The sequence below is a fragment of the Weizmannia sp. FSL W8-1119 genome, from assembly GCF_038008605.1.
Taxonomy (GTDB): domain Bacteria; phylum Bacillota; class Bacilli; order Bacillales; family Bacillaceae_C; genus Weizmannia; species Weizmannia coagulans.
In genome coordinates, this window is sequence record NZ_JBBOZL010000001.1 from 1 (window position 1) to 21,955 (window position 21,955).

The window sequence follows — 21,955 nt, forward strand, 5'->3', positions numbered from 1 at the left end:
TTGGAAAATATCGCTGATCTTTGGGAAAAAGCATTGTCCGTGATAGAAAAGAAGATCAGTAAACCCAGCTTTGACACCTGGCTCAAGTCGACTAAGGCATACTCGCTGAAAAACGATACGTTTGTCATTTCCGTGCCGAATGAATTTGCCAGGGACTGGCTGGAGGGCCATTATATTCCGCTCATCACAACGGTCTTGTACGACATAACCGGAGAAGAGCTTGAAATTAAATTTGTTATTCCGCAACAGCAGGACAGTGATGAACCGGAGCTGTTCCCGTCCCCGAAAAAATCAGCGGATAAATTGAATGATACCCGCGATTATCAGAGCATGCTGATTCCAAAGTATACATTCGATACCTTTGTCATTGGTTCCGGTAACCGTTTTGCGCACGCTGCTTCCCTTGCCGTTGCCGAAGCGCCGGCAAAAGCCTATAACCCGTTGTTCATATACGGCGGTGTGGGCCTTGGAAAAACGCATTTAATGCATGCGATCGGCCACTATGTACTAGAGCATAATCCAAAAGCCAAAGTGGTGTATTTGTCTTCTGAAAAATTCACGAATGAATTCATCAATTCCATCCGGGACAATAAAGGAGGCGAATTCCGGAACAAATACCGGAATGTGGATATCCTTCTGATAGATGATATTCAGTTTCTCGCCGGAAAAGAATCCACGCAGGAAGAATTTTTCCATACATTTAATGCGCTGCATGAGGAGAGCAAGCAAATCGTCATTTCAAGCGACCGGCCCCCGAAAGAAATCCCGACGCTTGAAGAAAGGCTGCGTTCGCGGTTTGAGTGGGGATTAATCACAGACATCACACCGCCTGACCTTGAGACGCGCATCGCCATTTTGCGAAAAAAGGCGAAAGCGGACGGTTTGGATATTCCGAACGAAGTGATGCTTTACATCGCGAATCAAATTGACACGAACATCCGTGAACTGGAAGGCGCATTGATCCGTGTTGTCGCCTATTCTTCGCTGATCAACAAGGATATCAATGCCGACCTTGCCGCAGAAGCACTGAAAGATATCATCCCAAGCGCCAAGCCAAAAACGATTACGATCGAGGACATTCAAAAAGTTGTCGGGGAAGAATACCATGTGAAAATGGAAGATTTTAAAGCGAAAAAGCGCACGAAATCCGTTGCATTTCCGCGCCAGATTGCCATGTATTTATCCAGGGAACTGACGGATTTTTCGCTGCCGAAAATCGGGGAGGAGTTCGGCGGGAGAGATCATACAACCGTGATCCATGCCCATGAGAAAATTGCCAATTTGATTCAAACGGATGCGCAATTTCAAAAGAAAATTGAAGAACTGCAAAATTTGCTGAAAAATGGGTAGCCCACGGTTCAAAAAGCGGGCTAGCGCATATTGTGCATAACAACGGATAATGTATGAACAGTCTGTCCACATGTGGATAGACTGTATTTCATTGCAGCGGCAACGTTATCCACATGTTCACAACCCCTATTACTAGTACTACTGTTTTTTAAAAAAAGATTAAGTATAAGTATATGCGTCACACGATGGAGGAATAACCATGAAATTTTCTATTTTGCGGAACCGCCTGATCGAAAGTGTCCAAGATGTGTCAAAAGCCATTACGTCCAAAACCACGATTCCGATTTTAACCGGCATTAAAATTACCGCTTCAGAAGAAGGGATCACGTTTACAGGCAGTGATTCCGATATTTCAATTGAGTCGTTTGTCCCAAAAGAAGAAGACGGGGATGAAATTGCTGTCATTCAGCAAACAGGCGGCATTGTGCTGCAGGCAAAAATTTTTGGGGAACTGGTCAAAAAGCTGCCAATGGATATTGTGGAGATAGAAGTGGCCAATCAATTCCAGACCATCATCCGTTCAGGCAAATCCAACTTTAATTTAAACGGGCTTGATGCGGAAGAGTACCCGCATTTGCCGCAAATTACGGAAGACAAAGTGATCCGGATTCCGGCAGATATTTTAAAAAATCTGATCCGGCAAACGGTATTTGCCGTTTCCACCGCGGAAACCCGCCCGATCTTGACAGGTGTAAACTGGAGCATTAAAGGCAACAGGCTGAACTGTATTGCAACAGACAGCCACCGCCTGGCGCAAAGGACAGTGGAAATCGAAACGGCCGCAGATGCCGAGTATAATATTGTAATTCCGGGGAAAAGTTTAAATGAGTTGAATAAAATTTTGCCGGATTCGAATGAACCGGTGGGAATTGTCATAACGGATAATCAGGTTTTATTTAAAGCAAAGCATTTATTGTTTTTCTCGCGTCTGCTGGAAGGAAATTACCCGGATACATCACGGCTGATCCCGACAGATGGAAAAACGGAAATCGTTGTGAATACAACAGAGTTTCTGCAAGCCATTGACAGGGCATCGTTACTCGCAAAAGAGGGGCAAAACGCAAATGTCGTGAAACTTTCATCCGTTACGGATATCCCGGGCACGATTGAAATCACATCCAATTCGCCGGAAATCGGGAAAGTGACGGACAGGGTAAACTGTAAATCCATTGAAGGGGAAGAATTAAAAATCTCGTTTAGTTCCAAATATATGATGGACGCGTTAAGAGCGCTGGAAGGAACGGAAATCACCATCCGTTTTACCGGGGCGATGAGGCCTTTTATCATCCGGCCGGTGCATGATGATACGACGCTGCAGCTGATTTTGCCGGTAAGGACGTACTGATGAAAATTGCCTGTTGAAAAACAGGCTTTTTTCATCTCCGCTGCATGCGGAAAACTGCGGGCGGCAACGGGAATGCCTTGGTATGCTTTGTGTTTCTGCCTGATTTTTAGTAAAATAATATGTTAGTGAGTACATGAAAAGAGTGAAGAAATGGCAAAAAATGTAAAAATCTCAACAGATACCATTACGCTTGGCCAATTTTTAAAATTAGCGGATATCATTCAAAGCGGCGGAATGGCAAAATGGTTTTTAACCGAACATGAAGTGCTCGTCAATGGAGAACCGGAGCAAAGAAGAGGGCGGAAACTGAAAGAGGCGGACCGGGTTGAAATTGGCGGAATCGGTATGTTTCAAATTATCCGCGGTTGACCGGCGCTTTTTCCGCATAAAGGATGTTGGCATATGTACCTGCAGGAACTGGAACTTCACAATTACCGCAACTATGAAACATTAACCATTCCGTTTGAAAACAAAGTCAATGTGATCCTCGGGGAAAACGCCCAGGGAAAAACCAACCTGATGGAAGCCATTTATGTTTTGGCACTGGCGAAATCCCACCGGACGTCAAATGATAAAGAACTCATCCGCTGGGACGCAGAATATGCTAAAATAAAAGGGAGACTTCACAAAACGCATGGTACTGTCCCCCTTGAACTGACCATCTCCAAAAAAGGCAAAAAAGCAAAGTACAATCATATTGAGCAAAAAAAACTAAGCCGGTATATCGGCAATATGAATGTGGTCATGTTTGCGCCCGAAGACTTGAATCTCGTAAAGGGGAGCCCGCAGGTCAGGCGGCGCTTTATCGATATGGAGATCGGGCAAATTTCGCCGGTTTACCTGTATGATATGAGCCGGTTCCAAAAAATATTGCAGCAGCGGAACCACTATTTGAAGCAGCTGCAGATGAAAAAACAGACAGACCGGACGATGCTCGATATTTTAACCGAACAGCTAATTGAACAAGCCGCTAAAATTGTCATGCGGCGGTTTGAATTTGTGCGGATGCTCGAAGAATGGGCCCGCCCGATCCATCATTCGATTTCCCGCGGTCTTGAACAACTTGAGATCCAATATAAACCCTCTGTGAATGTATCAGAAGAGCTCGATTGGTCAAAAATGATAAAATCATATGAAAATAAATTTGCCGAAATAAGGGAGCGGGAAATTGACAGGGGCGTTACGATGGCCGGTCCGCACCGCGATGATTTAGCCTTTGCAGTAAACGGCAGGGATGTTCACACATTCGGATCACAGGGGCAGCAGCGGACAGCCGCATTATCTGTTAAATTGGCCGAAATTGAACTGATTTATTCGGAAATCCGGGAATATCCGATCCTGCTGCTGGATGACGTGTTATCGGAGCTGGATGACTACCGCCAGTCCCATCTGCTGAACGCGATACAGGGAAGGGTGCAGACTTTTGTGACAACGACAAGCGTGGATGGGGTGGATCATCAAACTTTACGGGAAGCATCCATGTATACAGTGAAGGCAGGACAAATTGTCAGGTGAGGTGTGCCTATGTATCTCTATCTCGCGGAAGATGTCATGATCCGAAGCGATGATATTATCGCCATTATGGACGAGAGATCGCTCAACAGCTCCATAATCAACGAAGCCTATTTGCAGGTTTTCGAAAAAGCCACGGTCAATTTGGCAAAGGGCAGTTTTAAATCAGCCGTGATTACCCAAAATGCGGTCTATTTATCGCCTTTTTCCCCAGGCATTCTGTTCAAACGGGCAATCGGTCTTTTTCCGGCGGGGTTTTTAACCGAACATTTTACCGGAAAACCGGTTTAACATAAGAGAATGTTGCTTACTCAACCGGTGCTTGCTTGTAACACCCGTTACAGGTTGAACCGGCTTTATGCAAGGCGTGTTTTTTGGCACGTCTGTTTCCGGCTAACCGCAAAAACGGCGGGTACAGCCTGCCGGGATAACCGGAGGGTGCTCCAGTATCCGCAGGAATCCCGCAGGTTCAATTTAAGAGAGTGCAGGTGGTATAATTGGAACAAGAACAATTACAGAAGCAGTCTTATGGTGCCGAGCAAATCCAGGTTCTTGAAGGGCTGGAAGCGGTGCGCAAACGTCCGGGGATGTATATTGGCTCGACAAGTGCGAGAGGCCTTCACCATCTTGTCTGGGAAATTGTGGACAACAGCATTGACGAGGCACTGGCCGGTTTCTGCGATGAAATCAATGTTTTTATTGAAAAAGACAACAGCATTACGGTAAAGGACAACGGGCGCGGCATCCCGGTCGGCATCCAGGAAAAAGTGGGCAGGCCTGCCGTTGAAGTCATCATGACCATTTTGCATGCCGGCGGGAAATTTGGCGGCGGCGGATATAAGGTGTCCGGCGGCCTGCACGGGGTCGGCGCGTCTGTTGTGAACGCCCTGTCTACAGAGCTCGATGTCTATGTCCACCGCAACGGGCATATTTACCACCAAAAATACCGCCGCGGTAAACCTGCCTTTGACTTAAAAATCATTGGCGAAACGGACCGTACCGGCACAACGACCCACTTCAAGCCGGACCCGGAAATTTTTACGGAAACGATCGAATTCGACTATGATATTCTTACAACCCGGCTCCGGGAATTGGCTTTTTTAAATAAAGGCATCAAAATTACCATTGAGGATAAACGCGAAAAAAATCCGCGCAAACAAGTATACCATTACGAGGGCGGGATCAAATCGTACGTGGAGCATTTGAACCGCTCGAAAGAAGTGCTCCATAAGGAACCGATTTATGTGGAAGGCGAAAAAGACGGCATTACGGTTGAAGTATCCCTTCAATACAATGACGGGTTTGCCAGCAATATCTATTCTTTTGCCAATAATATCCACACCTACGAAGGCGGCACACATGAGTCCGGTTTTAAAACGGCTTTAACGCGCGTCATCAATGATTATGCCCGGAAAAACAATCTGATTAAAGAAAATGAAGCCAATTTAACAGGCGAAGATGTCCGGGAAGGGCTCACTGCGATCGTTTCCATCAAACACCCGGATCCACAATTTGAAGGGCAAACGAAAACGAAACTTGGAAATACAGAAGCAAGAACGATTACAGATGCGGTATTTTCCGAGGCGTTCGAGAAGTTTATGATGGAAAATCCTCAAGTGGCGCGGAAAATTGTCGAAAAAGGGCTGATGGCTGCCCGGGCAAGGATGGCTGCGAAAAAAGCACGCGAACTGACACGGAGAAAAAGCGCGCTCGAATCGACAAGCCTGCCGGGCAAACTTGCAGACTGCACATCACGCGACCCGTCTGAGAGCGAGCTCTACATTGTTGAAGGTGACTCGGCCGGCGGCTCTGCCAAGCAGGGAAGGGACCGGATGTTCCAGGCGATCCTGCCGTTAAGAGGGAAAATTTTAAACGTAGAGAAAGCGCGTTTGGATAAAATTTTGTCAAATGCGGAAATCCGTACCATTATTACCGCGCTCGGCACAGGTGTCGGGGAAGATTTTGACATCTCGAAGGCGCGTTATCATAAAGTCGTGATTATGACGGATGCGGATGTCGACGGCGCCCATATCCGCACGTTATTATTAACGTTTTTCTACCGTTATATGCGCCCGTTAATCGATGCAGGCTATATTTATATCGCCCAGCCGCCGCTTTATAAAGTGCAGCAGGGCAAAAAGGTTGAATATGTATACAGCGACCGCGGCCTTGAGGAGTTGCTTAATACGCTGCCTGCCCAGCCGAAGCCGGCCATCCAGCGTTATAAAGGCCTCGGTGAAATGAATCCGGAACAGCTTTGGGAGACGACGATGGAACCTGCTAACCGGACGATGCTGCAAGTGAGCCTCGATGATGCGATTGAAGCGGATGGCACGTTTGAAATGTTGATGGGTGATAAAGTGGAACCGCGGCGGAATTTTATCGAAGAAAATGCCATTTACGTGAAAAACCTGGACATTTAAAGAAAAGGAGGTTGCATAAATGGCTGACACACCGGAATCGAATATTGTGGAAGTAAACTTAACCCAGGAGATGCGCACATCTTTTCTTGACTATGCGATGAGCGTCATCGTATCCCGGGCCATTCCGGATGTACGGGACGGATTAAAGCCTGTGCACCGGAGAATTTTATATGCGATGAACGATCTCGGGATGACTCCTGATAAAGCGTATAAAAAATCGGCGCGTATCGTCGGGGAAGTCATCGGGAAATATCACCCGCACGGCGATTCGGCCGTGTATGAAACAATGGTGCGGATGGCGCAGGATTTCAGCTACCGCTATATGCTGGTTGACGGGCACGGCAACTTCGGATCGGTTGACGGCGACCCGGCTGCTGCCATGCGTTACACGGAAGCGCGCATGTCAAAAATTTCCCTTGAACTGCTGCGCGATATTAACAAAGATACAATTGATTTTCAGGACAACTATGATGGTCAGGAAAAGGAGCCGGCTGTCCTGCCTTCCCGTTTTCCGAATCTGTTGGTGAACGGTTCTTCCGGGATTGCGGTCGGCATGGCAACGAACATTCCACCGCATCAACTCGGTGAAGTCATCGACGCGATTCTTGCTTTAAGCAAAGACCCGGATATCACGATCCAGGAATTGATGGAATATATCCCAGGGCCGGATTTCCCTACGGCCGGTTTAATTGTCGGAAGAAGCGGCATCCGCCGTGCTTATGAAACGGGAAGAGGCTCTATCACACTTCGCGCAAGGGTGGAAATTGAACAAAGATCAAACGGCAAAGAATCCATCATTGTGACCGAACTGCCTTACCAGGTCAACAAAGCCAAATTGATCGAACGGATTGCAGAACTTGTGCATGAAAAGCGGATCGACGGCATTACCGACCTGCGTGACGAGTCCGACCGCAACGGCATGCGGATGGTGATTGAAGTCCGCCGTGATGCAAATGCGAATGTGATTTTGAACAATTTGTACAAGCATACCGCCATGCAGACGACATTCGGTATCAACCTGCTGGCGCTTGTTGCAGGCCAGCCAAAAGTGCTGAATTTAAAACAGGCGCTTAAGTTTTACCTTGACCATCAGGAAGAAGTGATCCGCCGCAGAACGGCTTTTGAACTGAAAAAAGCGGAAGCGCGTGCCCATATTTTGGAAGGCCTGCGCATTGCACTTGACCATATTGATGCGATTATCCAGCTGATCCGTTCCTCGCAAACAACGGATATTGCCCGTACCGGCTTAATGGAGCAATTTTCCCTGTCCGAAAAGCAGGCACAGGCAATTCTCGATATGCGGCTGCAACGTTTGACCGGGCTGGAACGCGAAAAAATTGAAGAAGAATACCGGGGCTTGATCCAACTGATTGCAGAACTGAAAGCCGTTTTGGCAGATGAAGAAAAAGTGCTTGAAATCATCCGAGAAGAGCTGCTCGAAATTAAAGAACGGTTTAATGATGAACGGCGCACGGAAATTATAGCAGCAAGCGTTGATCAGATTGAGGACGAGGATTTGATCCCGCAGGAAAGCATCGCCATCACCCTGACCCATAACGGCTATATCAAACGCCTGCCGATTTCGACGTACCGGAGTCAGAAACGCGGCGGCCGCGGCGTGCAGGGGATGAGCACGAATGAAAACGATTTTGTTGAACATCTCTTAACGACATCAACACATGATACGATCCTTTTCTTCACAAATAAAGGAAAAGTCTATAAGAAGAAAGGATACGAAATCCCGGAATACGGCAGAACGGCAAAAGGCATTCCGATTGTCAACCTGCTTGAAATTGACAGGGATGAATGGATCAATACGATGATCCGTGTGGAAGATTTCGTAGAAGACTGGTTTTTATTTTTTACCACAAAAAAAGGCATTTCAAAACGCACGCCTGTAACTGAATTTGCCAATATCCGGACGAACGGCCTGATTGCCATTCATCTGAAAGAAGAAGATGAGCTGATTTCCGTAAAACTGACGGACGGCCATAAAGAAATCATTATCGGTACGAAGAACGGCATGCTGATCAGATTTCCCGAAACGGATGTCCGTTCAATGGGAAGGTCGGCAACAGGGGTAAAAGGCATTACCTTAAGCGGCGATGATGAAGTGGTCGGCATGGAGATTCTGGAAGAAAACGATGATGTGCTTATTGTGACCAAAAACGGCTATGGAAAACGGACAAAGGGAAGCGAGTACCGTATCCAGAGCCGGGGCGGAAAAGGTTTGAAAACCTGCAATATCACAAGCAAGAACGGTCCGCTTATTGCTGTGAAGACGGTAACGGGAGAAGAAGATGTCATGCTCATTACAGCGGGCGGCGTGCTGATCCGGATGGCTGTCGGGGATATTTCAGTGCTCGGCAGAAATACAATGGGCGTCAAACTGATCCGTCTTGGTGACGAAGAATATGTTGCCACAGTCGCAAAAGTGGAAAAAGATGAAGAAGAAAATCATGCTGATCTGGTGGAAGAAACCGGAGAGGAATAAGAAATCTCGGGAAGCATTGCACACAATGCTTCTTTTTTTTGATAAAATATGGGCAGCACAGTTGCTTGTTGACGGAGGGAGAAAAGCTTGAAGATAAAAGTATGCGATCTCGTCCCCGGCTATATTTTGGCCAAGGATGTCATGGGGAAAACGGCCCGCCCCATTATGCCGAAAGGAACCCTTTTAACGCAGAAAATGATCAATGTCCTGAAAGAGTTCGGGATAGAAGAAGTGGATGCGGGCCGTTACAATAGCCGCAAAGAGGCGGAAGAAGGCGTGAAGGAAGAAAACCAGGAAATGGCAACAGTGCCTGAAGCATTCCGGGAGCGGTATACGTCTGCAGTTGGCAGCTACAAGAAAATGTTCCAAAGCTGGCAGTCCGGTTCCAAAGTCAGTGTAGGCGCAGTAAGGGATTTTTTTATTCCGCTTTTTGAATTTATTGAACAGGATCCCGGGAAAATCCGCATTATTCATCAATATGCAACAAAAGAGGAATATATCTATCACCATGCCATCTCGGTCGGGCTGTTAAGCGGCGCAATCGCCCAAAAACTGCAGCTCGGGAAGGGGACCTGTTACCAGGCCGCATTGGCGGGTTGCCTCGCGGATGCTGGCATGGCAAAAGTCCCTGCGCATTTGCTTAGAAAATCAGCCTCCTTAACAAAAGAAGAATACGAAGAAATCAGGAACCATCCGGTATACGGTCTGAAAATGGTCCAGCACTCGCCCCTTTTGAAATCCGAAACGAAACTTGCGATTTTACAGCATCATGAACGTCTTGACAAAAGCGGCTATCCATTTGGCGAAAAACCGGACAGAATCCCGATCCTGTCAAGAATTGTTGCCGTAGCGGATGTATACCATGCCATCGTGTGCGACCATATTTATAAAAAGAAGAAAATCCCGTTTCAAGCCATTGAAGAGCTGCTGGAGGACCACTTCGGGGAGTTCGATATCGCTGTGATCCATGCATTGATCCCCCTTGTTGCCCATTTAACGATTGGATCAAAGGTCTTTTTATCCAACCATGAGGAAGCAGAAGTGCTTTACATTAAACCGTCCGCTCCCATTAAACCGCTTGTAAAAATTTTAAGCAGCAATGAAATGGTTGATTTGGAAAGCCGGCCTGATTTGTTTATTACAGAATTAATCCGGTAATGTTTGCAGCAGAAACCGGACTTTTGTTGCAGGAAAATAGAAGCTTTATTATCTTATCGTTCTGATAAACAACTCGTGTTCATGCCGCATTCATTGCCGCACCGGCGCAAGAATGAAAACCAGCCGGCTCATATTTTCGGGTGGATTTTGTTCATTGGACAGAGAATGTTGCACAAACCGAAAAAAACACTTGCGATTTACTGCATAACGAGTATAATAGAAATTGTGCTTTTTATGGTTGCTTGTTGATTTGCTTTTTTTGTTGACACAAGCTGCCGGATATGTTATGATATAAAAGTCGTCACAAGATGTGATTGTTCCTTGAAAACTGGACAAAACGAAACGTCAAATTCTTTTTGAGCTTTTATCAAACATCTTTACTGAGAGTTTGATCCTGGCTCAGGACGAACGCTGGCGGCGTGCCTAATACATGCAAGTCGTGCGGACCTTTTAAAAGCTTGCTTTTAAAAGGTTAGCGGCGGACGGGTGAGTAACACGTGGGCAACCTGCCTGTAAGACTGGGATAACGCCGGGAAACCGGGGCTAATACCAGATAGTTTTTTTCTCCGCATGGAGGAAAAAGGAAAGGCGGCTTCGGCTGCCACTTACAGATGGGCCCGCGGCGCATTAGCTAGTTGGCGGGGTAACGGCCCACCAAGGCAACGATGCGTAGCCGACCTGAGAGGGTGATCGGCCACATTGGGACTGAGACACGGCCCAAACTCCTACGGGAGGCAGCAGTAGGGAATCTTCCGCAATGGACGAAAGTCTGACGGAGCAACGCCGCGTGAGTGAAGAAGGCCTTCGGGTCGTAAAACTCTGTTGCCGGGGAAGAACAAGTGCCGTTCGAACAGGGCGGCGCCTTGACGGTACCCGGCCAGAAAGCCACGGCTAACTACGTGCCAGCAGCCGCGGTAATACGTAGGTGGCAAGCGTTGTCCGGAATTATTGGGCGTAAAGCGCGCGCAGGCGGCTTCTTAAGTCTGATGTGAAATCTTGCGGCTCAACCGCAAGCGGTCATTGGAAACTGGGAGGCTTGAGTGCAGAAGAGGAGAGTGGAATTCCACGTGTAGCGGTGAAATGCGTAGAGATGTGGAGGAACACCAGTGGCGAAGGCGGCTCTCTGGTCTGTAACTGACGCTGAGGCGCGAAAGCGTGGGGAGCAAACAGGATTAGATACCCTGGTAGTCCACGCCGTAAACGATGAGTGCTAAGTGTTAGAGGGTTTCCGCCCTTTAGTGCTGCAGCTAACGCATTAAGCACTCCGCCTGGGGAGTACGGCCGCAAGGCTGAAACTCAAAGGAATTGACGGGGGCCCGCACAAGCGGTGGAGCATGTGGTTTAATTCGAAGCAACGCGAAGAACCTTACCAGGTCTTGACATCCTCTGACCTCCCTGGAGACAGGGCCTTCCCCTTCGGGGGACAGAGTGACAGGTGGTGCATGGTTGTCGTCAGCTCGTGTCGTGAGATGTTGGGTTAAGTCCCGCAACGAGCGCAACCCTTGACCTTAGTTGCCAGCATTGAGTTGGGCACTCTAAGGTGACTGCCGGTGACAAACCGGAGGAAGGTGGGGATGACGTCAAATCATCATGCCCCTTATGACCTGGGCTACACACGTGCTACAATGGATGGTACAAAGGGCTGCGAGACCGCGAGGTTAAGCCAATCCCAGAAAACCATTCCCAGTTCGGATTGCAGGCTGCAACCCGCCTGCATGAAGCCGGAATCGCTAGTAATCGCGGATCAGCATGCCGCGGTGAATACGTTCCCGGGCCTTGTACACACCGCCCGTCACACCACGAGAGTTTGTAACACCCGAAGTCGGTGAGGTAACCTTTACGGAGCCAGCCGCCGAAGGTGGGACAGATGATTGGGGTGAAGTCGTAACAAGGTAGCCGTATCGGAAGGTGCGGCTGGATCACCTCCTTTCTAAGGAATAAAAGGAAAACTTCGTTTTCCAAAATCAAGTTTGGCGTTTCCGTTTTGTCCAGTTTTGAAGGTTCAATCCTTCCTTATATTTCCTTTCATTAAGGGCCTGTAGCTCAGCTGGTTAGAGCGCACGCCTGATAAGCGTGAGGTCGATGGTTCAAGTCCATTCAGGCCCACCATTCCTTAATGATCGGGGCCTTAGCTCAGCTGGGAGAGCGCCTGCTTTGCACGCAGGAGGTCAGCGGTTCGATCCCGCTAGGCTCCACCTTTATAAATGTGTTCTTTGAAAACCGGATAGGAGAAATAAACCAAGTAAACCGAGAATCGCTTATTTTTGGATTTAAACCTTTTATGGTTAAGTTAGAAAGGGCGCACGGCGGATGCCTTGGCACTAGGAGCCGATGAAGGACGGTACAAACACCGATATGCTCCGGGGAGCTGTACGTAAGCTTTGATCCGGAGATTTCCGAATGGGGAAACCCCCTGTCTTTAATCGGACAGGATTCCTGCCTGAATCCATAGGGCAGGAAGGGCACACCCGGGGAACTGAAACATCTCAGTACCCGGAGGAAGAGAAAGCAATTGCGATTTCCCAAGTAGCGGCGAGCGAACAGGAAACAGCCCAAACCGGAAGGCTTGCCTTCCGGGGTTGTAGGACACTCATATGGGAGTTACAAAAGAACGGGGTAAGTGAAGCGGCCTGGAAAGGCCTGCCGGAGAAGGTAAAAGCCCTGTAACTGAAACTTCGTTCTCTCCCGAGTGGATCCTGAGTACGGCGGGACACGAGGAATCCCGCCGGAATCCGGGAGGACCATCTCCCAAGGCTAAATACTCCCTAGTGACCGATAGTGAACCAGTACCGTGAGGGAAAGGTGAAAAGCACCCCGGGAGGGGAGTGAAAGAGATCCTGAAACCGTGTGCCTACAAGTAGTCAGAGCCCGTTAACGGGTGATGGCGTGCCTTTTGTAGAATGAACCGGCGAGTTACGGTCTCATGCAAGGTTAAGCTGAAGAAGCGGAGCCGCAGCGAAAGCGAGTCTGAACAGGGCGAAAGAGTATGAGGCCGCAGACCCGAAACCAGGTGATCTACCCATGTCCAGGGTGAAGGCAAGGTAACACTTGCTGGAGGCCCGAACCCACGCACGTTGAAAAGTGCGGGGATGAGGTGTGGGTAGCGGAGAAATTCCAATCGAACTTGGAGATAGCTGGTTCTCTCCGAAATAGCTTTAGGGCTAGCCTCAAGCGGAGAGTTTTGGAGGTAGAGCACTGTTTGGACGAGGGGCCCTCATCGGGTTACCGAATTCAGACAAACTCCGAATGCCAAAAACTTATGCTTGGGAGTCAGACTGTGAGTGATAAGATCCATGGTCGAAAGGGAAACAGCCCAGACCGCCAGCTAAGGTCCCAAAGTATACGTTAAGTGGAAAAGGATGTGGCGTTGCTTAGACAACCAGGATGTTGGCTTAGAAGCAGCCATCATTCAAAGAGTGCGTAATAGCTCACTGGTCGAGTGACGCTGCGCCGAAAATGTACCGGGGCTAAACGTATCACCGAAGCTGCGGATGGACACCGTTTGGTGTCCGTGGTAGGAGAGCGTTCTAAGGGCGTTGAAGCCGGACCGGAAGGACCGGTGGAGCGCTTAGAAGTGAGAATGCCGGTATGAGTAGCGAAAGAAGGGTGAGAATCCCTTCCACCGAATGCCTAAGGTTTCCTGAGGAAGGCTCGTCCGCTCAGGGTTAGTCGGGGCCTAAGCCGAGGCCGAAAGGCGTAGGCGATGGACAACAGGTTGATATTCCTGTACCGCCTCTTCACCGTTTGAACGATGGGGGGACGCAGGAGGATAGGGCAAGCGCGACACTGGTTGATCGCGTCCAAGCAGTTAGGCCGGTGCGGAGGCAAATCCTTCGCGCCAAGGCGGAGCTGTGATGGCGAGGGAAATTAAAGTACCGAAGTTCCTGATTCCACACTGCCAAGAAAAGCCTCTAGTGAGGTGAAAGGCGCCCGTACCGCAAACCGACACAGGTAGGCGAGGAGAGAATCCTAAGGTGAGCGAGAGAACTCTCGTTAAGGAACTCGGCAAAATGACCCCGTAACTTCGGGAGAAGGGGTGCTTTTTGGGGTGTATGCCCCGGGAAGCCGCAGTGAATAGGCCCAGGCGACTGTTTAGCAAAAACACAGGTCTCTGCGAAGCCGCAAGGCGAAGTATAGGGGCTGACACCTGCCCGGTGCTGGAAGGTTAAGGAGAGGGGTTAGCCGCAAGGCGAAGCTCTGAACTGAAGCCCCAGTAAACGGCGGCCGTAACTATAACGGTCCTAAGGTAGCGAAATTCCTTGTCAGGTAAGTTCTGACCCGCACGAAAGGTGTAACGATCTGGGCACTGTCTCAACGAGAGACTCGGTGAAATTATAGTACCTGTGAAGATGCAGGTTACCCGCGACAGGACGGAAAGACCCCATGGAGCTTTACTGCAGCCTGATATTGAATTTTGGTACAGCTTGTACAGGATAGGTAGGAGCCTTGGAAACCGGAGCGCCAGCTTCGGCGGAGGCATCGGTGGGATACTACCCTGGCTGTATTGAAATTCTAACCCGCACCCCTTACCGGGGTGGGAGACAGTGTCAGGCAGGCAGTTTGACTGGGGCGGTCGCCTCCTAAAAGGTAACGGAGGCGCCCAAAGGTTCCCTCAGAATGGTTGGAAATCATTCGCAGAGTGTAAAGGCATAAGGGAGCTTGACTGCGAGACTTACAAGTCGGGCAGGGACGAAAGTCGGGCTTAGTGATCCGGTGGTTCCGCATGGAAGGGCCATCGCTCAACGGATAAAAGCTACCCTGGGGATAACAGGCTGATCTCCCCCAAGAGTCCACATCGACGGGGAGGTTTGGCACCTCGATGTCGGCTCATCGCATCCTGGGGCTGTAGTCGGTCCCAAGGGTTGGGCTGTTCGCCCATTAAAGCGGTACGCGAGCTGGGTTCAGAACGTCGTGAGACAGTTCGGTCCCTATCCGTCGCGGGCGCAGGAAATTTGAGAGGAGCTGTCCTTAGTACGAGAGGACCGGGATGGACGCACCGCTGGTGTACCAGTTGTCTTGCCAAAGGCATCGCTGGGTAGCTATGTGCGGAAGGGATAAGTGCTGAAAGCATCTAAGCATGAAGCCCCCCTCAAGATGAGATTTCCCACAGTTTAACTGGTAAGATCCCTGAAAGATGATCAGGTTGATAGGTCCGGGGTGGAAGCGCGGTGACGCGTGCAGCTGACGGATACTAATCGATCGAGGACTTAACCAAATAGAAAAGCGAAGGTGCCTTGTTTAGCCCCGACAAGCGAATGTTCTGACCGGCATGGAGCCGTCTTTTGGCTCCGTGACGGGCAGGTGATTCGACCTCGAGGGGCTAGGCACCGGAGCTAGACAATAGAAAAGCGGAAGCGCCTTGGTCATCGGCGTATGAACTTCAAGGCCCCCGCCTGAGATAAAGGAAACACGACGAGCCCTAAAGGCGAGTCGATGCCCGCTTATCGTAGGAAAGGGGGACGGGAAGTTCACTAGCCGATAGGCGCTGGAGCTGGACAATTCTCAAAGTTAGAAGCAGAAACGCATTCTCCGTTTACAGTTTTTTCTCCCATCCGGTTTTCAGGGAATACAATTATTTCTCTTGATAAATAACAGCAACTGTGTTATACTATTTCTTGTCATTAAGGTCCGGTGATGATGGCGGAAAGGTCACACCCGTTCCCATCCCGAACACGGAAGTTAAGCTTTCCAGCGCCGATGGTAGTTGGGGGTCTCCCCCTGCGAGAGTAGGACGTTGCCGGGCCAAATCAAAACCGCAGGCGATTTGTCTGCGGTTTTTGCCTGTTTTTATGGAAAAATGGATGTTAAAAACGGCTTCTTTTCGCATTGGGGCGGTTCTTTTCAGACATACACACACCTGGAAAACCGGCATACGATACCATACATCAATCTATTTCGTTGCAACATTTGAAAAAATCCCTTTGATTGTGAATAGTCGGCGGGAATGATGGCAAATATAATGAGCAGGGGGTGGAGCAGATGAATCGGAGTGCCCGGAGAAATGAACCGGAAATGTGCATTGTTTGTGAGAAATTAAAACATAGCGGCATCCATCTTTATACATCATTTATCTGCAGTGACTGCGAACAGGAAATGGTCCGTACTGATACAGGAGATCCGCGTTATTCCTATTTTGTCCGACAGTTGAAGGCAGTCCAAAATCAAAAATGTATACATGACCAAGCGTACTAAAACAGGCTTGGTTATTTTTTTTGCCCTGCCCGTGTAAATTCTGTTCTATGAAAAGCGATGCCTGGACAATCGGAAAAAACTTCATCTATCCGTTTCCTGCCCGCTTTTGCCCGTTTATAGTAAAATAGAAAAAGTAAACCCGGGGCTAATTTTTACAGGCGGCCCCGTATGATAAGGGGTACGGATATGGATCAAAATCGAATGCCGTTATTTGAAGCGCTATGCCGCTATCAACATACCAATCCCGTTTCGTTCCACGTGCCGGGGCATAAAAACGGCTTGTTGATCGAGCCGTTATTAAAAGAAAGCGCGTCTTTTTTGCAATATGATGCAACAGAACTGTCCGGGCTGGATGATTTGCACCATGCGGAAGGAGCCATTCAAGAAGCCCAGGATTTGTTGGCAGATTATTACGGCAGTGAAAAGAGCTATTTTCTCGTAAACGGAAGCACCGTTGGCAACCTCGCCATGATCCTTTCCGTGTGCCGGCCGGGGGATCGTGTGCTTGTGGACCGGAACTGCCATCAATCGGTTTTGCATGCCCTCAGGCTTGCCAGGGCCAATCCGGTTTTTGTTTTTCCTGAAATTGATGAGGAACTCCAAATGCCGGCCGGATTTTCAGAAAAAGTATTTGTACAGGCGTTCAGGCAATACCGGGACGTGAAAGCGTGTATTTTGACTTATCCGACTTACTATGGCATTACCTGCGATTTGCGGGCCGTGGCTGAAATCGCGCATCAAAACGGCGCTTATGTGCTGGTGGATGAAGCCCATGGTGCGCATTTTCAGGTTGGCTCCCCGTTTCCGGAGACGGCGCTCCACCAGGGGGCAGATGCCGCCGTCCAGTCTGCCCATAAAATGCTGCCGGCGATGACAATGGGGTCTTTTTTACATATCAGGGCGCCGCATTTTCCGTTTGAAAGGTTAAAATTCTATTTATCAGCGCTGCAATCGAGCAGCCCGTCGTATCCCATTATGATGTCGCTCGATTACGCAAGGTGGTATGCCGCCAATTTCAGCCGTGAAGATATCTGCTATACCCTGTCACAAAGGGAGCAATTTTCCGCGCGGCTCGGCAAGATGTTAAAACTGGAGGAAAAAGAGGGGCAGGATCCGCTGAAATTGCTGGCGGCATTCCCCGGCCTCTCCGGGTTCAAGCTCCAATCCGTGCTTGAAAAAGCCGGTGTGTACACAGAAATGGCGGATTTACAACGGGTTGTCTTTGTGCTGCCGCTTTTAAAAAACGGCATGCCTTTTCCGTATGAGGATGCTGCCGGGCGGATCGAAGCAGCGCTTGCCGGAGCATCTCCACAAGCCGGGAACCAAACCAGGCTGGAACGGGCGGAACAAAAACCGGCATCGGGAGAAACAGCAGGTTTGGACGCCCTGCAAGGGTTAACGGAATTGCACCTTGCCTATGATGAAATGGAAGAAAAAGAGGCGGAATGGGTATCATTTGAAGAAGCAAAGGGGCGGATTGCGGCAAAAATGGTTACGCCGTATCCGCCCGGTGTGCCGCTGCTTGTGCCGGGTGAACAGGTTCGAGACGCCCATCTTTACCAAATCCAACAACTGCGCGCTTGCGGGGCGGGGTTTCATGCGGATGCCCCGTTTTTTGAAAACAGGCTGGCAGTTTATAGATAGAAAGGGAGAGAACATGAAAGGAATTTTTATTACAGCAGAAGGGCCTGAGGGCGCGGGGAAAACGACCATTACCGGGATGATTGCCGCACACTTAAAGGAAAACGGCTATCCCATTGTGTTGACGCGGGAACCCGGGGGCATTAAAATTGCCGAACAGATCCGGCACATTATTTTGAACCCGGAAAATACGGAAATGGATGCGCGGACGGAAGCTTTGCTATATGCGGCAAGCCGCCGCCAGCATCTTGCGGAGAAGGTCCTGCCGGCACTGGAAGAGGGGCGCATTGTCCTGTGCGACCGGTTTATTGACAGTTCGCTCGCGTATCAGGGCTATGCGAGAGGAATCGGAATAGAGGAAGTGTACCGGATCAACCAGTTTGCAACGGGCGGTCTGCTGCCGGATTTGACGCTCTATTTTGATGTGGAAGCAGAGACAGGCCTCAGCCGGATTGCCAAAAATCAAAACCGGGAAGTAAACCGCCTTGACCTGGAAGCCATCGACTTCCATAGAAAGGTAAGAGAAGGGTTCCAAATATTGTTAAAACGGTTTCCGGATAGAATCCATGCCATTGATGCCAATAAAGAGGTAGAATATATATATCATACCGCTTTGCAAAAAGTGCTGGGCGCCATTTGCCGGCATTACGGGAAAAATTTCCCCGGATAAAAGGAAATTCACATACAGAAGCAGAATTTCATATATAACGGTAAATGGAAGATGATATAATGAAGGATAAATACACGGTTGGAAATTCAGGAGGGGAAAAAATGAAACTGATAGTCGCAGTCGTACAGGACCAGGACAGCAACCGGTTGATGAAAGCCATGGTTGACCATAATTTCCGTGTGACAAAACTTGCATCGACAGGCGGGTTTTTAAAATCGGGCAATACGACTTTTCTGATCGGAACGGAAGAAATTCGTGTCAATAAAGCGTTGCAGGTCATTAAGGAAAATTGCAAATCGAGGGAACAGTTTATTACCCCGGTTTCACCGATGGGCGGAAATGCCGACAGCTACATCCCGTATCCGGTCGAAATCGAAGTGGGGGGCGCGACGGTATTTGTCCTGCCGGTAGATGAATTTCACCAGTTTTAACGGGGGAATAATGGATTGAAAATACAACAAGATTTGCGTATTGGTTTGGACAAAACGGTCCGGGAAGCAAAAAGCATGGCAACGGGCACAACAAATTTTGCCGAAGTGATGGACACAAGCAGGGAAAAGCTGCAAATGGATGAATTTCAACAGCTCTTGTCGCAAATTGACGAAGCAGGCAGCCGGCTTGCCCGTTCGCGCAGTCTCAAAGACTTGTCCAAATTCAAGTCGCTTGTAAAACAATTTGTGAAGCAAACTGTCGAATACGGGATGAAAAATAAACAGTCACAAAGCTTCGACCGGTTCGGGGAAAGCCGTAAATTGAATATAGTGGAAACAATAGACAAAAAACTGGCGGATCTTACCGACGCCTGTCTCAGAAAAGAGCAGCCCGCACTCGATATACTGGGAAAAATCGGCGAGGTAAAAGGTTTGCTGATTAATTTATATACTTAAGAGAGTGGAAGAAGCCATGACATGGGAAGAATTTGAAAATATCCAGCCTGTTGCGGCAACTTTGCTGAAAAACAGCATCAGGCGCAGCCGGATGGCACATGCTTATTTATTTGAAGGTGGACGCGGCACAGGGAAAAAAGAGGCCGCGCAGCTACTGGCGAAAACATTGTTTTGCCTGCAGCCGGCGGATGATTTTTTTCCATGCGAAAGCTGTTCGAATTGCTTAAGAATCAGCCACGGCACACATCCTGACGTTCACCTGGTTGAACCGGACGGCCTTTCAATCAAGAAAGAGCAGATTAAAGCGTTGCAGCAGGAGTTTTCCAAACGGGCGGTGGAGTCGAAACGAAAGCTGTATATGATTGCGGACGCCGAAAAAATGTCGACAGGCGCCGCCAACAGCCTGCTGAAGTTTTTGGAAGAGCCGAACCCCGGCACGACGGCCGTGCTCATGACAACCCAGCTGCACCGGATCCTGCCGACCATTTTATCACGCTGCCAGGTCGTTTCATTTAAGCCGGTCCCGCCCGCCATACTGAAACAACAGCTGATTGAGGGCGGGGTCAGCCCCGATTTGGCCCCGCTTCTTTCCCATATGACAAGCCACTTGGAAGAAGCGCTTGAATTAAGCAATGATGAGTGGTTTGCACAAGCCCGAAAAATCGTGTTAAAATTGTATACAACCCTTTCAAAATCGCCTTCCCGCGCAATGGTTTTTTTGCAGGAAGCGTGGTTTGGGCATTTTAAAGAAAAAAATCAACTGGATCTCGGGTTGGATCTGTTGATATGGATTTATAAAGATCTTCTTTCCATCCATCTGGGAAAACAGGAAGATGTCGTTTATCCCGATCAGCTAAACCTTTTTTCTGCAGATCTTCTTTCCTGCTCCCCGCGTTCTCTGGCTGAAAAACTGGCAGCCATTCTTGATGCAAAAAAGAAATTGGGTGCCAATGTCAATCAACAGCTGCTCATTGAACAGCTTGTTTTAAATTTGCAGGGGGGAACGGCCTTTGTTTAATGTAGTAGGAATCCGGTTTAAAAAAGCCGGCAAAGTATATTATTTCGACCCAGGCGATTTTCCCGTTAAAAAAAATGATGCCGTCATCGTCGAAACCGCGCGCGGCATTGAGTATGGCTTTGTTGTGACAAATCCCAAAGTTGTCGGGGAACACGATGTCGTGCTGCCGCTGAAAAAAATCATCCGGATTGCCGACCAGAAAGATCATATGACTGTGGATGAAAATAAAGCGGCAGCAAAAGAAGCGTATGGAATTTGCATGAAAAAAATTGCGGAACACCAGCTTGAGATGAAGCTGGTGGATGTAGAGTATACATTTGACCGGAATAAGATTATTTTTTATTTTACCGCTGACGGGCGCGTCGATTTTCGGGAGCTCGTAAAAGATTTGGCGTCCATTTTCCGGACAAGGATCGAACTCCGCCAGATCGGGGTGCGTGATGAAGCGAAAATGCTTGGCGGTATCGGCCCTTGCGGCAGGATGCTATGCTGCTCCACGTTTTTGGGCGATTTTGAGCCGGTATCGATCAAAATGGCAAAAGACCAGAATTTGTCATTAAATCCGGCAAAAATTTCCGGGCTTTGCGGACGGCTGATGTGCTGCCTGAAATATGAAAATGATGAATATGAAGCGGTAAAAGAAGCGTTTCCGGATGTCGGGGAAATGGTAAAAACGCCTTACGGAACTGGAAAAGTAACCGGCTTGAACATTTTGGAAAGAGTTTTGCAAATTGAATTACAAAGCCAGGGGCGTACGATTGAGTATACGATGGAAGAATTTCTAAGTGCGGATGTTGTGTCAATTCAATCCACGGATTAATGAGGTGGAGAACTGATGGATAGGAAAGAATTATTTGAGGAGATACAGCAAATGGAAGTGCAGATCGGGGCGCTCCAGGAAAAGTTGGGGGAACTGAAACGGGATTTAACGGAAGTCATTGAAGAAAACAGCATTCTGAAAATCCAGAATGACTATTTCAGGCGCCAGTTGCAGCCTGAATCCGGCGGGGAAGGCACAGATCCGCATGACGAACCGGCCGAGATTGTTCGGAAAATCAAGGAAAAGGGCGTGCCGCAGACGCTTCTTGATATCGGCGAAGGGTATGACAATCTGGCCCGCCTTTATCAGGAAGGCTTCCATATTTGCAATGTCCATTTCGGCAGCCCGCGCAACGGGGAAGATTGCCTGTTCTGCCTTTCCTTTTTGAATAAGAAGTAACGAACGGTCCAAGATGAAAAGCCTTCCTTTTACCGGGAAGGCTGTT

General features: G+C 48.8%; 16 protein-coding genes, 2 tRNA genes and 3 rRNA genes. All 21 read left to right on the top strand.

Features of this window, described 5'->3' with window-relative positions; translation table 11 throughout:
* Positions 1 to 1,350: a chromosomal replication initiator protein DnaA gene (dnaA, locus tag NSQ19_RS00005; RefSeq protein ID WP_017552556.1), complete on the top strand. Its 1,350-nt coding sequence runs from the start codon at positions 1 to 3 to the stop codon at positions 1,348 to 1,350.
* A gap of 199 nt (positions 1,351 to 1,549) precedes the next feature.
* Complete coding sequence (gene dnaN / locus NSQ19_RS00010) at positions 1,550 to 2,695, top strand: DNA polymerase III subunit beta (RefSeq protein WP_340702151.1); 1,146 nt, start codon at positions 1,550 to 1,552, stop codon at positions 2,693 to 2,695.
* Between the two features lie 150 nt (positions 2,696 to 2,845).
* Positions 2,846 to 3,064 (top strand): S4 domain-containing protein YaaA, encoded by a 219-nt coding sequence (gene yaaA, locus NSQ19_RS00015; protein ID WP_017552554.1) that lies wholly within the window; start codon positions 2,846 to 2,848, stop codon positions 3,062 to 3,064.
* Positions 3,065 to 3,097: 33 nt separating this feature from the next.
* On the top strand, positions 3,098 to 4,210 hold the full coding sequence (gene recF / locus NSQ19_RS00020) for a DNA replication/repair protein RecF (protein WP_017552553.1): 1,113 nt from the start codon (positions 3,098 to 3,100) through the stop codon (positions 4,208 to 4,210).
* 9 nt (positions 4,211 to 4,219) lie between these two features.
* Positions 4,220 to 4,498, top strand: coding sequence for an extracellular matrix regulator RemB (gene remB, locus NSQ19_RS00025; protein WP_340702152.1), 279 nt, complete (start codon positions 4,220 to 4,222; stop codon positions 4,496 to 4,498).
* 206 nt (positions 4,499 to 4,704) lie between these two features.
* Positions 4,705 to 6,630: a DNA topoisomerase (ATP-hydrolyzing) subunit B gene (gyrB, locus tag NSQ19_RS00030; protein ID WP_133537393.1), complete on the top strand. Its 1,926-nt coding sequence runs from the start codon at positions 4,705 to 4,707 to the stop codon at positions 6,628 to 6,630.
* Between the two features lie 19 nt (positions 6,631 to 6,649).
* On the top strand, positions 6,650 to 9,124 hold the full coding sequence (gene gyrA, locus NSQ19_RS00035) for a DNA gyrase subunit A (RefSeq protein WP_340702153.1): 2,475 nt from the start codon (positions 6,650 to 6,652) through the stop codon (positions 9,122 to 9,124).
* Positions 9,125 to 9,211: 87 nt separating this feature from the next.
* Positions 9,212 to 10,282, top strand: a complete 1,071-nt coding sequence (locus tag NSQ19_RS00040; RefSeq protein ID WP_061574281.1) for an HD-GYP domain-containing protein — start codon at positions 9,212 to 9,214, stop codon at positions 10,280 to 10,282.
* A gap of 376 nt (positions 10,283 to 10,658) precedes the next feature.
* A 16S ribosomal RNA gene (locus tag NSQ19_RS00045) occupies positions 10,659 to 12,212 on the top strand.
* A 102-nt stretch (positions 12,213 to 12,314) separates the two neighbouring features.
* Positions 12,315 to 12,391: transfer RNA gene (locus tag NSQ19_RS00050), tRNA-Ile, on the top strand.
* Between the two features lie 13 nt (positions 12,392 to 12,404).
* A tRNA-Ala gene (locus tag NSQ19_RS00055) sits at positions 12,405 to 12,477 on the top strand.
* An 88-nt stretch (positions 12,478 to 12,565) separates the two neighbouring features.
* Positions 12,566 to 15,497, top strand: a 23S ribosomal RNA gene (locus NSQ19_RS00060).
* 412 nt (positions 15,498 to 15,909) lie between these two features.
* A 5S ribosomal RNA gene (gene rrf, locus NSQ19_RS00065) occupies positions 15,910 to 16,025 on the top strand.
* The 16S, 23S and 5S rRNA genes sit together here with 2 tRNA genes alongside, the layout of an rRNA operon.
* A 269-nt stretch (positions 16,026 to 16,294) precedes the next feature.
* Positions 16,295 to 16,474 carry a sigma factor G inhibitor Gin gene (locus tag NSQ19_RS00070; protein WP_371836358.1) on the top strand — a complete coding sequence of 60 codons (180 nt, stop codon included), beginning with the start codon at positions 16,295 to 16,297 and terminating at the stop codon, positions 16,472 to 16,474.
* A 186-nt stretch (positions 16,475 to 16,660) separates the two neighbouring features.
* Complete coding sequence (locus NSQ19_RS00075; protein ID WP_340702154.1) at positions 16,661 to 18,118, top strand: aminotransferase class I/II-fold pyridoxal phosphate-dependent enzyme; 1,458 nt, start codon at positions 16,661 to 16,663, stop codon at positions 18,116 to 18,118.
* Between the two features lie 13 nt (positions 18,119 to 18,131).
* Entirely contained in the window at positions 18,132 to 18,785 is a 654-nt protein-coding gene (gene tmk / locus NSQ19_RS00080) for a dTMP kinase (RefSeq protein WP_017553989.1), read from the top strand.
* A 101-nt stretch (positions 18,786 to 18,886) separates the two neighbouring features.
* Positions 18,887 to 19,216 (top strand): cyclic-di-AMP receptor, encoded by a 330-nt coding sequence (locus NSQ19_RS00085; protein ID WP_013857978.1) that lies wholly within the window; start codon positions 18,887 to 18,889, stop codon positions 19,214 to 19,216.
* Between the two features lie 15 nt (positions 19,217 to 19,231).
* The gene (locus NSQ19_RS00090; protein WP_328192110.1) at positions 19,232 to 19,672 is read left to right on the top strand and encodes a YaaR family protein; all 441 of its coding nucleotides are present in this window, start codon (positions 19,232 to 19,234) and stop codon (positions 19,670 to 19,672) included.
* Between the two features lie 16 nt (positions 19,673 to 19,688).
* Positions 19,689 to 20,690 (top strand): DNA polymerase III subunit delta', encoded by a 1,002-nt coding sequence (gene holB / locus NSQ19_RS00095; RefSeq protein WP_061574357.1) that lies wholly within the window; start codon positions 19,689 to 19,691, stop codon positions 20,688 to 20,690.
* Positions 20,683 to 21,510 carry a PSP1 domain-containing protein gene (locus tag NSQ19_RS00100; RefSeq protein ID WP_013857981.1) on the top strand — a complete coding sequence of 276 codons (828 nt, stop codon included), beginning with the start codon at positions 20,683 to 20,685 and terminating at the stop codon, positions 21,508 to 21,510. Before holB ends, NSQ19_RS00100 begins: the two co-directional genes overlap by 8 nt.
* Before the next feature lie 15 nt (positions 21,511 to 21,525).
* On the top strand, positions 21,526 to 21,909 hold the full coding sequence (yabA, locus tag NSQ19_RS00105; protein WP_019722094.1) for a DNA replication initiation control protein YabA: 384 nt from the start codon (positions 21,526 to 21,528) through the stop codon (positions 21,907 to 21,909).
* Positions 21,910 to 21,955 lie beyond the last annotated feature (46 nt).